14 protein-coding genes are annotated in these 16,652 nt (G+C 44.0%); 1 reads left to right on the top strand and 13 read right to left on the bottom strand.

The window, feature by feature from the left end:
* Positions 1–13: 13 nt before the first annotated feature.
* The 11 genes from HMPREF2794_RS23215 to HMPREF2794_RS23165 all read right to left on the bottom strand — a co-directional run bounded on the left by HMPREF2794_RS23215 (position 14) and on the right by HMPREF2794_RS23165 (position 13,527).
* On the bottom strand, positions 14–502 hold the full coding sequence (locus HMPREF2794_RS23215) for an HU family DNA-binding protein (RefSeq protein ID WP_010538796.1): 489 nt from the start codon (positions 500–502) through the stop codon (positions 14–16).
* Positions 503–691: 189 nt separating this feature from the next.
* Complete coding sequence (locus tag HMPREF2794_RS23210) at positions 692–1,273, bottom strand: L,D-transpeptidase (RefSeq protein ID WP_022301936.1); 582 nt, start codon at positions 1,271–1,273, stop codon at positions 692–694.
* 119 nt (positions 1,274–1,392) lie between these two features.
* Positions 1,393–1,737 carry a HigA family addiction module antitoxin gene (locus HMPREF2794_RS23205; RefSeq protein ID WP_010538798.1) on the bottom strand — a complete coding sequence of 115 codons (345 nt, stop codon included), beginning with the start codon at positions 1,735–1,737 and terminating at the stop codon, positions 1,393–1,395.
* A 4-nt stretch (positions 1,738–1,741) separates the two neighbouring features.
* Positions 1,742–2,062 (bottom strand): type II toxin-antitoxin system RelE/ParE family toxin, encoded by a 321-nt coding sequence (locus HMPREF2794_RS23200; protein ID WP_010538799.1) that lies wholly within the window; start codon positions 2,060–2,062, stop codon positions 1,742–1,744.
* A gap of 151 nt (positions 2,063–2,213) precedes the next feature.
* On the bottom strand, positions 2,214–3,530 hold the full coding sequence (locus HMPREF2794_RS23195; protein ID WP_055270868.1) for an OmpA family protein: 1,317 nt from the start codon (positions 3,528–3,530) through the stop codon (positions 2,214–2,216).
* A 34-nt stretch (positions 3,531–3,564) separates the two neighbouring features.
* The gene (locus tag HMPREF2794_RS23190) at positions 3,565–4,056 is read right to left on the bottom strand and encodes a helix-turn-helix domain-containing protein (RefSeq protein ID WP_010538801.1); all 492 of its coding nucleotides are present in this window, start codon (positions 4,054–4,056) and stop codon (positions 3,565–3,567) included.
* 16 nt (positions 4,057–4,072) lie between these two features.
* A complete protein-coding gene (locus HMPREF2794_RS23185; RefSeq protein ID WP_010538802.1) occupies positions 4,073–4,306 on the bottom strand; it encodes a hypothetical protein in 234 nt (77 codons plus the stop codon).
* A gap of 278 nt (positions 4,307–4,584) precedes the next feature.
* Positions 4,585–7,239 carry a hybrid sensor histidine kinase/response regulator transcription factor gene (locus tag HMPREF2794_RS23180; protein ID WP_240053008.1) on the bottom strand — a complete coding sequence of 885 codons (2,655 nt, stop codon included), beginning with the start codon at positions 7,237–7,239 and terminating at the stop codon, positions 4,585–4,587.
* Between the two features lie 1,038 nt (positions 7,240–8,277).
* Positions 8,278–10,023, bottom strand: coding sequence for a phospho-sugar mutase (locus HMPREF2794_RS23175; RefSeq protein WP_070752831.1), 1,746 nt, complete (start codon positions 10,021–10,023; stop codon positions 8,278–8,280).
* A 196-nt stretch (positions 10,024–10,219) separates the two neighbouring features.
* Positions 10,220–11,854: a C69 family dipeptidase gene (locus tag HMPREF2794_RS23170; protein WP_070752829.1), complete on the bottom strand. Its 1,635-nt coding sequence runs from the start codon at positions 11,852–11,854 to the stop codon at positions 10,220–10,222.
* 20 nt (positions 11,855–11,874) lie between these two features.
* The gene (locus tag HMPREF2794_RS23165) at positions 11,875–13,527 is read right to left on the bottom strand and encodes a M23 family metallopeptidase (protein WP_070752827.1); all 1,653 of its coding nucleotides are present in this window, start codon (positions 13,525–13,527) and stop codon (positions 11,875–11,877) included.
* 187 nt (positions 13,528–13,714) lie between these two features.
* Here HMPREF2794_RS23165 and ald point away from each other — a divergent pair, with 187 nt between their 5' ends.
* Entirely contained in the window at positions 13,715–14,818 is a 1,104-nt protein-coding gene (ald, locus tag HMPREF2794_RS23160) for an alanine dehydrogenase (RefSeq protein ID WP_010538807.1), read from the top strand.
* An 81-nt stretch (positions 14,819–14,899) separates the two neighbouring features.
* On the opposite strand, the gene HMPREF2794_RS23155 is transcribed toward ald, so the two are convergent.
* Both HMPREF2794_RS23155 and HMPREF2794_RS23150 read right to left on the bottom strand, forming a co-directional pair.
* On the bottom strand, positions 14,900–15,835 hold the full coding sequence (locus HMPREF2794_RS23155; protein ID WP_010538808.1) for an NAD(P)H-dependent flavin oxidoreductase: 936 nt from the start codon (positions 15,833–15,835) through the stop codon (positions 14,900–14,902).
* Between the two features lie 73 nt (positions 15,836–15,908).
* On the bottom strand, positions 15,909–16,637 hold the full coding sequence (locus HMPREF2794_RS23150) for a DUF4858 domain-containing protein (protein ID WP_010538809.1): 729 nt from the start codon (positions 16,635–16,637) through the stop codon (positions 15,909–15,911).
* Between the last annotated feature and the right edge of the window lie 15 nt (positions 16,638–16,652).

Raw genomic sequence — 16,652 nt, 5'->3', positions numbered from 1 at the left:
AACCTTTGATATCCTATACTGTCGGATCGGGTGCTTCTTCTTCACCTCCACTTTCGCCCCCGCCTTCGCTACCTCCTCCGGAAGAAGAGCCATCGGAACCCTTTCCTCCCCATTCTTCCCAAAAGATTTTATCACTAACAAGAGAGCGGGTGACAGTACGGTTTCCGTTTGTACGGGTAGACTCGGGGATAAAACGGATACGGACACCCGTAATTTGCGCCGCTGTCACCTTTTCGGGAGAGTCTACCCCCTGTCCGTTGGCTGCGGCGGTATAGTAAAACGTTCCCAGTCCTTCGAGTTTGACGGTACGCCCCTGCGCCATGTAATCGCTCAATACATCCGCCAGATCTTTCAGCACAGCGTACGTGTCGGCACGGCTGACGGTAGAAATCTTAGAAAGGCGGTCCGCCACTTCGTCCGTGGTGACAGGTTTGCCCACGGTAACAACTTGCGGATACCACTTGCCGTTAATCTTCTTTTGTTGTTTCTTAAAGAATGCCATATCATTTTGTTTTTTGTCATTAATGCATTTCTTGACTATGTTGCTCCCTGATGAGTCCGAAACTGAACAAAGTTCAACCTAGGGGTGAACCTAGTTGAAGCCAAGGGTGTACCGGGTTGAGCCCAGGGGTAAACTTTTCCTGCTCTGGAGCGCTTGTGGAACGACCGTCGTTTCATGCACCTTTGATAGTTAATAATTTGTCAATAAATCATTGATCGTATCGTTTTTGTCGGGCAAGATACTTACCTCAGTATCTACGCCCACCAACTTGGAGAAAACATACAGGTCTTTGTTCGAAAGACGTATGCACCCCATTGTAATTCGTCCGGGTATCAATTCAGGCTTGGATGTTCCGTGTATCCCGATGCCCGTGAAGCCGGGTGTTTTCAGCCGGAAGAACCGGGGACCATATACCTCGCCCGGACTCTCTGTCTTTGCCATATCTTTCTGCCAGACCGAGGGGTCTTCCACAGATGCTATGACAAACCGTCCTTCTGGGGTTCGGCAGTCCCATTCGCGCTGTTTGTGACCATAGTTTCGCCCGCATGCGATACGAAAAACAGCAAGCGTATCGCCTGTCGGACGAAGAACGATCATTCGCATATCCCGTTTGGATATCACCACTTGGTTAAGTTTCACTGCCCGTCCAGTGCTGTCCGTACTCACGTCCTGCGCCGATACTGTCGCCATCGGTACCCCAATTCCGCCAAGGAGCATCCACAGGAGCAATATGCATACAATCTGGTTATTGTCATAGAAGAACACAATCATATTGTTTTTTTATTTTATGGTTACTGCTTCCTCTCATATGGGTGCACAAAAAAAGCGTGCAAACCTTTAATGATTGGTCTACACGCTTTAAAATTCTATTGATGTCCGCTCGGCTTACTCTATAATACTGCCGCAATCTTTCGGATATTGGCAAGCCTTTCGAGAAAGGATTTATCTGACTTGGCTACTTGAATGTTATAATCGACTTGCAATTTAATCAACGGCTCGGCATCAATACCGAGTGCGGCCTCAAACAGCAGAGCGTATTCTGCAGAAACAGCACGTTTGCCGTTCAGTATCTCATTGAGTAACGTGGGAGAAATTCCCATCTGCGCAGCGAGTTTTCTTTGCGATATGCCGCGGTATTCGATTTCATCTTTCAAAATCTCACCCGGATGTATCGGTTCGGATGGAGTCAGATTGTTGGCAATCATCTTCGGGTCAACACCTTCTATTTTAATCATAACGCTATTGTTTATAATGGTTCGACAAATCTATTATGTTGCATACGATAATAATCGGTTCTTCCATCGTTTCCCTCACGGTGAACTCAACCCGGTATTTATCATTCACCCTGATGGATGAAATACCATTTTTATCGCCTTTCAGCACTTCGTAGTTCAACGAATTATATTTTGCCAGCGATTCGATGTCCGGCACTTTTTTCATTAACTGAATACATTTTTGATAGCGTCTTACGATGTCGGGCTGATAACGGTGCTTCTTGTCACCCGTCTTCCCTTTCTCGTAAAGGTCCTGCAAGTATGTCTCTTCAAATGTAATGAACATATTATTCTCGTATTATGTTGCAAAGATAATCTCTTTTGCCGATATTCACAAATAAGTGAACACGTTTTAAGGGGCTTTCCTTCATTTTAAAGCGTGTAAACCAATACGTCAAAGAGCTCTTTTTCTATACAATATATATAGTCGTACAAAATTATATTTTCACGAACTCTACCCGACGGTTCTTTGCCCGTCCTTCGTCTGTCGCATTATCTGCGATGGGATTTGCCTGACCCTTGCCTGCTGAAGCGAGGCGATCGGCAGCGATGCCCATTTCTACCAGTTTATCTACAATCGCTTTACTTCGGGCTTCGCTCAACGTCTGATTGTTGGCTGCGTTGCCTGTACTATCAGTATGTCCTTCTACGGAGAATTTCAGATCAGGATTTTCGGTCATTAACTTGACGATACGGTTAATTTCCCCCATTGATTCAGGTTTGATTACTGATTTACCTACATCGAAGGTGATGCCATAGGTGATGAATTTGCCGTCGGACATCATGCGGTCATAGAGGGGGACAGCGCCTTTGGCGATGCGGACGTTCTTAATAAAGCGATTCTCTTTTTCCCCCTGATAAGCATAAATATTAAAACTTGTAGGGGCATCACAACGAGGAATATTCACCACCCGAGTTTCATTCAGATATACTTTCATCGCACGTTTATTGAAAGAAATAGATACACGATTGAAATCTCTGTACTTGAAAATATACTGCATCTCTCCTGTGCTTCTTTCTCCGCCTGAATACCATTCCCAATTTACGCTGGTAGTTTTATCCCCAAGTTCGAAGGACCACGGATTATACCAATAAATTTGGAATACATTCTTTCCATTCGCCCCTATTAAATCAATATTATAACGGCTATTGCCGCCTGCGTAGTTGCCGGTTTGTGCATTATTCCCATCACCTTTACGACCGGTAGGCACATAAACTTCAAATTCGATGGTAAATACATCAGGCAAGTAGTTCTTCTCTTTCATGAGAGGCATGATCTTTGTTGCTTCGGTCATATAGATAGCATTCTTTCCGTCTATCTGTGCAACCTCAGCATAACCACTCTTCAAATCCCACTGTGAAGGAAACTCTCCCAACTTCTCACCAGCAAGTTGATCGTCAAACATCACCTCATCGCCTGCGACAAAGTCGAATTTGTTCCAATTCATCGTTGAAGATTTCTTTGCTTGTTTTCCACCTTCTTCTGCATTCTCGTTCGTATCTTCCGTCTCACCGCCTGTGGTATTATCACTTCCCGTATTCCCTTTTCCCGTCACGGCATCTTCCGCCTTACCGAATGCCTTATCCACGGTCTTGTCCGCAGCTTCGTTCACTTTGTCCTCGACTTTCTTCTTAGACCTCTCTTCCACCCGCTTCGCAGTCTTTTTGGCTACCTTTTCCAGCCAACCCTGCGAATAAACTTCCGTTGTTCCTGCAAGTAGCAATACGGTAAAAACAAATAGTAGTCTTTTCATCTTTCCTTTATTTTTTAGATTAACAATACATTTTTTATCCATTCCGTCTCTTTATCCTTTCCGCATCTCCCTCCCGCTTCTTTTCAAACATGCTCATATACTTGCGGGGAGTCATCTTTTCGTATCCATTGAAACGAGTAAAAAAGACGGAACGTGAACGAAAGCCACACTGTACTCCTACTTCTTCAATCATCAACCGACTGTTTGTTACAGCCATCTCCCGCAACATCTTTTTTGCCTCTTCTATCCGCATCCGGTTGATCAAATCATAGAAATTGCGCCCCATATACCCATTGATTGATTTAGATATAATCTTGGTCGAAATACCTGTATCTCTCGATAACTCCCACAGCGAATATCCCGGTTCCCGATAGCGCTTTTCTGTTTCCAAATAAGCGACAATCCGTTGACAGTATTCCGCCATTTGCCTTGTAGAAAGCGTAAATTGCGCCGTATCATCCAAAGACCGGATCTCTTTCTGTATATCCTTATTTGCCATTATTCTTCCATCTTTATTTCCGTTCATTTCATCCCTATTTACCTTAACGCGTCCGAATACGCCAATACAACTCTGCCCAGAATCTCTTAAAAGACCGGAACATGCCTCTCATACCTTTTTCCTTTCTGCGATCAGCTTCCATTCGCGCAGCCGCTTTCTCCATACGCGCTATGCGCTCGTCGCGAGCAATCGGTTCATCGCGTGAAATACATTCGTCAATGATTTCTATTACCTCTTCATACGAAAGCAATGGTCTCGTGTCTTTATCTTCATCCATGTTCTATACAATTTAATGAATCATTGATTTCTATGCTCACAAAATTAAGCTTATCGCACATTACCCGTTTGTACTATTTGCGCATTTATTTTATATAATTCACCCACTTTTAACTATCAGAATTTGACTTATATGCGCATCATCCGAATGTAAAGCACTGATTATAAACAGATTTCAGCCACAAATCGGACAAACAAAAACTATTTACAATATTATATCAAGTAAAACCGGTCGGAAGGTATAAAACCGGGGCATAGGATCTAAAATGAACGGAAAGATTACAGAATTTTCTTACGATATTGCGAAGGTGTCATCTGAAAAGTCTGCTTAAACATCCGTGAGAAATAGGAGATTTCAGGAAAGCCACATTTCATTGCAATATCACCCACCGGAGTATTGGTAGAAGCAAGCAGGCGCTTCGCTTTATCCATCCGCATCTGGAGGATATAACCGGAACTGCTGAAACCGGTAATCGCTTTCACCTTGCGATTCAATTGCGACAGGCTCATACACATTTTGTTCGCCAAGAGGTCCGAATTCAGATTATGATGTCCCATCAAAGAGTAAATCAAGTCATTCAGACGAGTTAAAAACTCTTGGTCAGCTACCGACAGCTCGACAGCCTGATCGGTACCTTCATGCAAAGCATGAGAATATTTCTCGCGCAGCAGACGCCGTTGCTCCAACAGTTTGACTATGCGAACTTTCAATTCGTCGGCATTGAAAGGTTTTTGCAGGAAAGCATCAGCACCCGTATCCAATCCACGCACCCGATCTTCTTCCTCACTCTTCGCCGTTATGATGATAATAGGTATATGGTTCAATATATCCGAATGGCGAATCTCACGGCAAAGCTCATAACCGTCCATCTCAAGCATCATCAAATCCGTAAGAATCAAATCGGGCATATACTCTTTTGCTTTCTCCAATCCTTCATTACCATTGCGGGCATACAGTAAATGATAGTCTTTCTTCAATAATTGATCAATATAATAAGACACGTCTTCATTGTCTTCTACTATTAATATAGAAGAGTGCATGGAGTCATTTATTTCTCTGTTTTCACCGGCTCTCTCTACATCATAATCCTCAGCAAGCATCACTCCTCCACCGTTGACCGATAAGGGCTGGAAAAAGTCAGACTTTTCGTCAGGCAAGTATTTCTCCCACAAAGAATTTCCATGCTGCAATGGCAAAGTGATCATAAATTTGGTTCCTTCTCCCAATCGACTCTCCACTTTTATATGACCATACATACACTCCGTCATTTGCTTTACCAATGATAATCCGATGCCTGACCCGGTATCGGAACCACCATTATTCTCTCCCTGATAAAAGGTATCAAATATGTGAGGCAGATCTCCCGCATCTATACCTACTCCCGTATCTACGACGTAAATCATCAGTTTATCTTTATTTCGTGACATCAACAGTGATACTCGTCCTTCCTTAGGAGTAAATTTAAGAGCATTTGACAATAAATTACGAATAATCTTGCAAAGGTATTCGGGTACAAAGTCCATCATGATGCTCATCTCTTCCGGAATAAAACGAAGGTCTACCCGTTTTTGCTGCGCATATACCTGGTAGTTCTCTATGAGCATTCGAATATAGGCAACTACATCCCCTGTGCGCCACTCCGGCTCTCCGACCTCCGATCTGACTTTTGAGACTTCCAGCAACTGATTGACCAGATCCAACAGACTCTGTCCTTGCCGGCTGATCGTTTCAATACTCTTTTGCAGTTCTTCCCTGTTCATACCACCCTTCTGTAATTGTTCCAACAGTCCCAATATCACCGTCAGCGGTGTACGAAACTCATGTGTTACATTCGTAAAAAAGTTACTTCTCACCTTCTCCATCTGTTTCATGGCACGGTTATGACGAGACTTCATCCGCGATACATACCACAAAAGTCCTGCCGCCGCTCCTACAAGTAACAGCGCAAACAGGCTGACTAACAGATATATATTTTTAGTGCGTTGTTGCATCTCATAGGTGCCACGCAATAAAGTCATCTCGCGCAGACTCCTTTCCCTTTCATAATTGACCCTCAGGTTCTGAATATGATTCACATTATCCACATTCTTTACGCTATCGGCATAAGCGCGACTTCGTATATAAGAGTCGAGTGCTTGCCTACAATCACCTGCCTTTTCATAACAAAGATACCTCAAGCGATACACCTCGCTGAGATGTTCCCAAGCATGAATGGCATCAGCAGTTCGTTGAGCCTTATCCAAGTAAACTTTTGCAACGCGAATATTCCCTTTCGAGATATTAACACGAACCAATGAAAGACACGCTTCGAGCCAGTGCCAGTCATCTCCTGTTTTTTCCATCAGATCATAAGCATTCCGATACTCCCGAAGAGCATCGTTCCATTTCCCTTCTAGCGCAAACAATCTTCCAAAGTGATTATGACATAACGAAATACCCAAATCGGAATGGGCTTTACGATTATGTTCCATAGAAAGTTGATAATACACCAATGCCGAATCAATCATTCCCCGTGTCTCGAATACCGATCCTAAATTTGCATAATTCATAGCTTGACCTAAATCGCTGTGCAATTCCTGTTCCCCGGCAAGTGTCACACGAAAAATACTGTCGGCAGCATCCAAATTATCCAATGTCAGGTAAACATTACCAATGCCGCTCAAAGACATCACACGATTCTTCTTGGCTATGAAAGTAGTCTTATTAGAAGATCGTTCACAAAGCATCAATGCCTGATAATGGTAAGAAGACGCCTCGTCCATGATACCCAGCCGGCGGAAATTAGTGCCTAAATTATTCAAAGCCTGAATTATTTCAACTGTATCTTGCAGCTGCATAGCATACATCAATCCTTTGCGATGATAATCAATCGCCTTATCAAAATGGGCAGTCTCCCTGTAACGCTTCCCCAGTTCTTTACATGTGAGAATCATTCCCGATTTGTTTTTTATATATTGATAATGCTCAAGCCATATAATCAAGGAGTCCATGGATGGAGAAGTTTTTATAAGACTATCGATAGTCTCCCGTTGTATAACGGATCTTCTTTCCGAAGTTACCTGATGACAGGCAAGCATCCAAAAACTACCTATGAGTATAAGTAGCAGGAAGAAGACATTTCTATAGGTAATAATAAAGTTATCCATCACTATTGTCATGTATGTGTATAAAAAAGAAAGCGTGGGACTATCAGCTGATTTTAAGAGATAGGCTCTGGTAAACCCATGCAGTAAAATAAGCAACAGCCCACGCCTTTGACTATATACTTATTGCATATAACAATGACGTGAAGAGTACAGCTTATTCTCCTGCGAAAAATTTACCAGATTTTATCTCTGAGAACAAAGCTAAACACTTTCCATGTGTTTAAAATGTCTGCTATATAAACGATAGCGTTGCAAATATAGCAAGTTTTTCAGACTTACAATGTGTGTTTGCACTCTTTTTAGGGCTGTTGCTCCTTTTTTGTCAACCAAAACAAATAGAACTTCTATAACGAATTCTTTTCGCAGCAAAAGAAGCGCAAAATAACGAAACTTCCTAACTTTTGAGATACATATAAATTCAGATGCACGGATTTAAGACTAAAAGTCCTACTATAGGCGATGTTATCTGTAAAGAAAGCAGGCCACGAAGTACACACAAACTACAAACGAACAACTTATGAAAATGAAACGTTACGTATCACTCTAAAGCATCAACAAAATCGTGTATCTCCGCAGCCTGCATGTTTAAATTGAGATGATTTACATAGAACAAGATTTCTGTAAGAAGGATTAGAAAGGGAACTTAAAGAATGCAAAGGAAATGAAAGACCGATGAGAAGCCGGATACAGACAATCGAAAAAGAAAGAAACAATCTACAGAATATCCATAAAAAGAAACGCCTCCATAATCTTCACATAAGACTATGGAGGCGTTATTTATTGATGATCTGTTTTATTCTGAAATATCAGTAATGCGACAGAGGATCAGATACCCAATGATTTCTTCACTGCTTCAATCTTTTCCATTGCGGCAGCATCAGCAGATGCGAAACAGTTGCGGCAGCCCATTTCTCCCTGTACTTCCATATAGAACTTGATCTTCGGTTCTGTTCCTGACGGACGAACGGAAACTTTGCTTCCGTCTTCTGTGAAATACTGGAGTACATTAGATGTTTCCGGCATATCAAGAGCAGTCACCTTACCTTCAGCATCTGTCTGCTTCAGTGTCTTGTAGTCTTTGCTCAGAATCACTCTGGAACCACCCAGTTCTTTCGGAGGATTAGCACGGAAGTTTTCCATCATAGCCTTGATCTCCTCAGCACCGCTCTTACCCGGTTTCACTACGTTCACTGTGAATTCTTTTGAGAATCCATATTCTACATAGATATCCAGCAGCAACTGATACAACGACTTACCGTTATCTTTTGCCCATGCAGCTACTTCTGCAATCAGACAGCAAGCCGATACGGCATCTTTATCACGTACGAAATCTTCAGCCAGGAATCCGTAGCTCTCTTCACCGCCACCGATATATTTCTTTTTGCCTTCACGCAGACGGATTTCACGTGCGATCCACTTGAATCCGGTATAGCAGTCAAGCATCTCAATGTTGTTCTTATCAGCAATCTTCTTGATAAGTTCGGTAGTAACGATAGTCTTCACACAGAACTCATTACCCTGAATCTTACCCAGTTGCTTGTATTGAGTCAGAATATAGTAAAGGTACATCATACAAGTCTGGTTACCGTTAATCAGTACCCATTCGCCCTTGTCATCCTTACAAGCGATACCTACACGGTCAGCATCCGGATCGGAAGCCATAACAAGTTCAGCATCAATTTCCTTAGCCAGATTCACGGCCATAGAAAGTGCTTCCGCATTTTCAGGGTTTGGAGATACTACAGTCGGGAAGTTACCATCCTTGATCATCTGTTCGGGAACAGTAAATACGTTTTCAAATCCCCACATCTTCAATGCACGCGGAATCAGCATCATACCTGTGCCGTGAATCGGAGTATAAACGATCTTCATATCTTTATGACGGGCGATAGCTTCGGGATCGATAGAGACAGTCTTCACCATATCGAGGTAAATCTTATCGATATCTTCACCGATGATCTGAATCAGATCCGGGTTGCCCTGGAACTTGATATCAGCAGCAGAAGCAATATTATTCACTTCATCAATGATACCTGCATCATGCGGTGCCAATACTTGTGCACCATCATCCCAGTATGCTTTGTAACCATTGTATTCTTTCGGATTGTGAGAAGCAGTCAGGATAATACCGCTCTGACAGCCAAGGTGGCGGATAGCGAAAGACATTTCCGGAGTCGGACGCATATCATCAAACAGATATACCTTAATGCCATTAGCAGAGAAGATGTTGGCAGAAGTTTCTGCAAACAGACGACTGTTGTTACGGCAGTCATGCCCTACCACCACAGAAATCTGCGGCAGATCTTTGAAGTTCTTCTTCAGATAGTTGGAAAGACCTTGTGTAGCCGCACCTACTGTGTAGATGTTCATACGGTTGCTACCTACTCCCATAATACCACGCAGACCACCGGTTCCAAATTCAAGATCCTTATAGAATGCTTCGATCAGTTCAGTTTTATCTTCGTTCTCCAACATCCGTTTCACTTCAGCCTGAGTTTCGGCATCATACGCCGGGGTCAGCCATTTTTCGGCTTTCTCAGTGACCTGCTTAATGAGTTCCTGATTTTCCATTTCGATTATTGTTTATTGGTTAATGATTATTTCCTTGTTCTCTGTCAATCCTTGATTATATGCCAAGTCTTGAGCACACAAATGTAAAATAATAAGTTTATAAATCCTAGTTATTTAATGAAGAATTAAGAATGAAGAATGAAGAATTAATGTTTTTGAGATATACTGCGCCAGCCAATTCTTCATTCTTCATTCATCATTTCACCAAGTACCTGTCTCCGGTCTGCTTCACATATTCCTCCAGAAATTCTTTCGGGTATCCGGGACGAATGACTCCGACAGGCTGCCCGATAGAATTCCGTTCAAACTGTCCGTCCTTCATACGTTTCACTACTCCATCATTGTATTTCACAATCAGGAAAGTACCCAGCTGCTTCCAGGTATCGAAGGTACTTTGAGCAGTCATATTGGTATAGTTAGTCAGGAAAGCGATTGCAGCATTCTTATCTTTTGCCAGCAACTTGGCAGCCATTTCTTCAATGCCTTCCTGCGCATTGTTAAAGGTTGTCTCCATCTCTTTCTGAGCTGCACGCACGTCACCAATCATCAGATCATAACGCGGATAGACCATATTAGACACCCAGTTGAAAATCCAGAAAGCGGAATTCCAGGAGAAAGTGATATAATCTGCTCCGTCCACTCGCGTATAGCACACCGGAGCTTTCGTGGCACAGCAATATACAGGAGTAAATACCGCCATATTCGCATCATCCACTCCAAACCAAAGAACACCGCCTATAGGGTCCGGCTTGTTGGCACGCATTTGTGCAACAAATACAAAGCCACTTTGTTGAGTCGAAATCGGGCGCTCGTTGAAATATTCCTTGTCTCCTACTTTAAAATTCAGCGGAGAAAGGCGATACGGAGTTTTATAAGGACCGGCACCGAAGTCATTGGAAATATCAAGCGGTGTTCCTTCATAATGGTCACGCATCATATCTTTCACATCCTGTACGGAAAGTTTGCGGTTCGGCTTCACGAAAAGAGGCATCGGAGTGTCCGTCTTTCCTTCAATATAAGGAAGATAGTCATTGCCATGATCAGTAAATTTATTGAAATAGCTCCACACACGTGCTTCGCAGAAACGGCGTGCACCGAAATCAAGCGGTGCATAAGCCTCCGCAAAGCTGAAATCCTTATTCACGCCATTGAAGTATCCTTTCTCACGGGCAAAGGAAATCACATCCGGAGAAGTGATACAGTTTTCCTTGTCGTTCATGTCAAACTGGTGGATACGCGACTGATTGGCATGAGCCGAGATACAGTCATCCGGCACACGTACAGCCACCCAGACAGCCCCGCGGATGCCCGGTCCCTTACCGATCATTTCCATAATCCAGATTTCATTCGGGTCGGCAATCGTAAAGGATTCACCTTCGCTATAATAGCCATATTGCTGCACCAAGTCGGTCATGATGCGGATTGCCTCACGTGCAGAGCGTGAGCGCTGCAATCCTATATAGATCAGACTTCCATAATCGATGATTCCGGTAGAATCCGCCAGTTCCGGACGTCCGCCGAAGGTTGTTTCGCCAATGGTTACCTGAAATTCATTCATATTGCCCGTCACATTATAAGTCTGGCGTGCCTGCTCGATTTCTCCCAGATACTTACCTGTATCCCATTCATAGACTTTCAGCATGGTCCCTTTGGGATAAGTAGCAGCCGGATAATGATAAAGCTCACCGAACAGCCCATACGAGTCGGCTGAATAAGAAACAATAGTCGAACCGTCGGTAGAGGCATTTTTGCCGACAATCAGGTTCGTACAAGCGAAAGAATTCGCAAGAGCCGCCAAGGAGAGGACAGCAGATAGAATGATTTTCTTCATATATGATACATTTTATTAGTTTACCAAACAAAAGTCTCTTTCGAAACGGTCTGATTTCCACAAGCATCCGTAACGGTCATTTCTACGATATGCTTACCGCCTTTCTTCACATGCTTCGGGTCGAGTACACATTCCCAATAGGACTTAACAATATTAGGACGTCCGAAAAGTGCATATTCACCGTCAATCGTTCCATGATAGGAAGCAATCCCCGTTCCTTCATCTTTCAGTCGATAGACGATCTTCCCGTTTCGCCCCCACAGATTCTTATTAACAGGTATGATTTCCGGAGGAACCGTATCTACAGCCACCGTATAAGTTCCCAGTTCACGAATAGATGCTTTCATAAATCCATCTTCGTATGTTCCTTCTACACTGTATTTAGTCCCTTTCGGAGTCACGCGTGCCACATAATATTTCGTAGTATCCGCCACTGGCTTACGCCGCAGTCCGATTCGCAATTCACAGCCTGCGTGCAGTGAAACCGGCTTATCATTCAGCTGATAAGTAAATGCGACAGCCCCACTATCTGCTTTCACCTGATATTGAAGAGGCACATTGTCATATAGCATTCCTTTCGGAACAACGAGACTCAATCCCGGTTCCTGCAGATAATTTGTCTTATCCCAGGCAAAGTAATACTTCTCCCGATGATTTAACGGTTCAACCGGCTGTTTCTTGCCACGTACCGTAAAGTGATAGCGGGAAGTATTGCCAAAGGCATCCTTCAAAGTATACTGAAACTGATAATCCCGTTCTTCATCAATCGTAATCAGGCCCCGATTATTGTTCGACGCCTTCAACAGCCGCAACGTATTTCCCGGGTCGATAAACGATTTCATGTACTGGCCATGCGTCCAAGAGTTTATCATTCGGTTTTCTTCCTGCGAAAAACGGTCTACCGTACTTCGGAATACTTCGGTTCCATCCACCTCAAGCACTACAGAATATACTCCATAATGATTGCTTACCCCGTCCATATAGTCATACGCCTTGATGCCCGCACCGATGATTCCCCACGCTTCCACGGGCCGTTCAGTATTTGGAAGAATTGTTTTATTCTCCTGACTTCCGCCGACCACTCCTTTCCCCGGTTGAGGAAAAAGCATGATGCCATCCGCTTTCGGCGCACGGGTATCTTTGAGATTCTTTTTAAAGAAAGGCATCGGATCGATATAATCTCCCGTCTCTGTTTCGAACACATCCAGATGGAGATGCGGACCGAATGAATATCCGGTATTTCCACTTAAGGCAATCTTCTGTCCCGCCTTCACCGGATATTCACCGGGTTCGGGAATAATCTCCACCTCCCAGTTCTCATTTTCATATTGAAGTTTCTCTACCCTTTCGGCAATGGGAGAAAGAAAAGCGCTCAGATGGCGATTGATAGTAGAATAGCCGTTGTCGTAGCAAACATCAAGCACATAGCCCGAACCGTTGGTGACACGTACACGAGAAATATACCCGTCAGCAAGCGCCCGAACCGGTTTGCCGATCGTTCCTCCCGTCTTAAAATCTAATCCGCCATGAAAGTGATTGGAACGAATTTCTCCGAAGTTTCCACTCAATGTAAGGGGAAAGTCAAAAGGTGGCACAAAAGCAGTCTGCTTTGTTTCCTGTGCATACCCCTCCACGCAACAAGCCAACAAGAAAGCAGCAATATATCTTTTCATTATCTTCTTCACTTTTTTACTTCCGCAAATGTACATTATTCCAACTAGATTACGAAATATCCGGGAGAAATGATAAGCTAAGAAATGTTTTCAAACGACATTCTGCTCTAAAACATCTGTTGATGAATAACAACCTAAAGGGATTATTCGTACATTGGACCATGTTAAACTCTTAATATATAGCAATATGATCATCGGAGTACCCAAAGAAATCAAGAACAACGAGAATCGGGTAGGTATGACGCCTTCCGGAGTTGCCGAGGTGGTGAAGCAAGGTCACCAAGTATATATCCAGCATACCGCGGGTATCAATAGTGGTTTTCCGGATGAAGCGTATCTGTCTGCCGGTGCACAAGTGCTTCCGACAATAGAAGATGTCTATGCCACGGCAGATATGATTGTAAAGGTAAAAGAACCTATCGCCCCCGAATACAATCTGATCAGAAAGGGGCAGTTATTGTTCACTTATTTCCACTTTGCATCCGATAAGGAACTGACGCTGGCCATGATTGCCAACAAGTCCATCTGCCTTGCATATGAGACTGTAGAAAAAGCGGACCATTCATTACCTCTGCTTATCCCTATGAGTGAGGTAGCCGGACGCATGTCCATTCAGGAAGGAGCACGCTTTTTGGAAAAGCCGCAAGGAGGAAAAGGTATCCTTCTGGGAGGAGTCCCCGGTGTGAAGCCTGCCAAAGTATTGATTCTCGGAGGTGGTATTGTCGGAAGTAATGCAGCGCAGATGGCTGCGGGGATGGGTGCGGATGTTACAGTTGCAGATATTAATCTGTCACGCCTCCGCTATCTCAGCGAGACATTACCGAAAAATGTCAAGACACTGTACGCATCCGAATTAAGGATAAAGAAGGAATTGCCGGATGTTGATCTGGTCATCGGTTCCGTGCTGATTCCGGGGGATAAAGCACCTCATCTGATAACCAGAAAGATGCTTGCGATGATGCAGCCCGGTACGGTACTCGTGGATGTAGCAATAGATCAGGGAGGATGTTTCGAAACGTCTCATCCTACGACTCACAGTGCGCCTACTTATGTGATAGACGGTATCGTTCATTACGCCGTAGCCAATATTCCGGGAGCGGTACCTTATACTTCTACACTGGCTTTGACCAATGCTACTCTCCCTTATGTCATTGCTTTAGCAAATAAAGGATGGAAAAAAGCTTGTAAAGACGACCCGGCACTAGCACTCGGACTGAATGTAGTGGAAGGAAAAGTGGTATATAAAGCAGTAGCGGATGTATTCGATCTAAAATATGAACCTATAAACTGATTAAGCAGCCAACTTTCTGAAGTAGTTTAGTTCTGAAGTAGTTAAGTTTTTCCAAACCCGACTGCTTCAGAACTTCTTTTTCTATACATATTTCTTTTCCGCTGCCCGCTGCATAGCCTCCACCAATTCATTCATGACTTCCGCTACTGATTGCTGACGGGAAACAATAGCCGACACCTGCCCTATCTCCAGTTCACCTTCTTCCAGATCCCCTTCAAATATTCCTTTCTTCGCACGGCCTCTCCCAAGCAAAGTCCGCAACTCTTCGGCAGAAGCCCCACTATCTTCAGCTTTCTCCACAGCATCCCGGAAATTATTCCTTACGAGACGTGTCGGAGCCAGTTTCTTCAGTAATAATTTAGTATCTCCTTCTCCCAGGCTCAGACAGTATTCTTTAAAGACCGGACTTGCAGAACTCTCGTCTGTCAGTGCAAAACGAGTACCGATTTGTACTCCTTCCGCTCCCAGCACCATTGCAGCTAATATACCTTCTCCCGTACCGACGCCTCCCGCAGCGATCAAAGGCAAAGTGGTCGCATTGCGTACCGCAGGAATCAGACAGAAAGTGGTCGTTTCTTCACGTCCGTTATGTCCGCCGGCTTCGAAACCTTCAGCAACTACCGCATCCACTCCTGCCTCTTCACACTTCACCGCAAAACGGGAAGAGGAAACGACATGAGCCACGATAATTCCACGTTCGTGCAACCATCCGGTCCATGCCTTAGGGTTTCCGGCAGAAGTAAAAACGATCTTGACGCCTTCTTCCGCCACAATCGCCATAATCTCTTCTATCTGGGGATACATCAAAGGAATGTTTACGCCAAAAGGACGGTCTGTAGCCGCACGACACTTACGAATATGTTCGCGAAGAGTTTCCGGATGCATAGATCCTGCGCCAAGCAGTCCCAATCCTCCCGCATTACTTACCGCGGAAGCCAGACGCCAACCGCTGCACCACACCATACCACCTTGAATAATAGGATACTGAATACCGAAAAGAGAAGTAATTCTGTTCATAAATGAATCGTTTTTCAATGTGTTAATTCGCTAATATGGAACATGACACATGTCCACATTTAATAAAACAATTTCAACGGGCAATCTGTTCAATGGGACGGTTTATCAATACAGTTGTCGAATCTCCATAAGCTCTCAACACTTCCAGCGTACGTTCCCGACGCTCTTTTCCTTTTTTATCCCAGAAGTTTTTGGTGAAAACCGCCATCAGGTCAAGTCCGCCTATTGTTCCTCCATTTATATATACGCCGCTGCCTCCAAACAAAGGAATCGGACTATCCATCACCACCGAATTAACCATCATTCCGTTTGCCCGTTCGGTCAACTGGCGGAAACGCACCCCACTCGCCCGTATCTCTTCCAATGACTTACGGACACCACCTGCCATCGGGTTACGCGCCCAGTTACTGTATGATCTCTGGTGACGCATTTCGTAGTGAGGATCTCCACGCCATGTATTCTTATCCATTCTTATTTTCTTCTGAAAAACAGGGTCCCAATTATAAGGAGTGTTCGCTTTATAAGGCATCAGGCTCAGCACGACTTTCGGTTTGGGCAATGCTTCGGGAAGAGATTCGTCGGGCAGCATCCATTTTTTCTCCACCGACATGCGGGGCGTACCTACGGCACTGCCAAAATCAATCTGCTTGACCACATCCTGATTCAAATGCAGCTCCCGGTCACTGTCCAGCAACTTCCTCAGACGCAAGGAATCTTCCTTTGTCCATTCCTGCGCATATGCCAGCAAAGCTGTCAGACACAGTACGGTAGCTGTAATAAAACGTTTTATCAATTCACTCATCTTTTCACCTCTGTT

Origin of the sequence: Bacteroides sp. HMSC067B03 (assembly GCF_001811315.1) — a bacterium.
In the GTDB taxonomy this organism is placed as follows: Bacteria; Bacteroidota; Bacteroidia; order Bacteroidales; family Bacteroidaceae; genus Bacteroides; species Bacteroides faecis.
The sequence above is the reverse complement of the archived record's forward strand: the minus strand, read 5'-3'. Positions and strand labels throughout refer to the sequence as shown.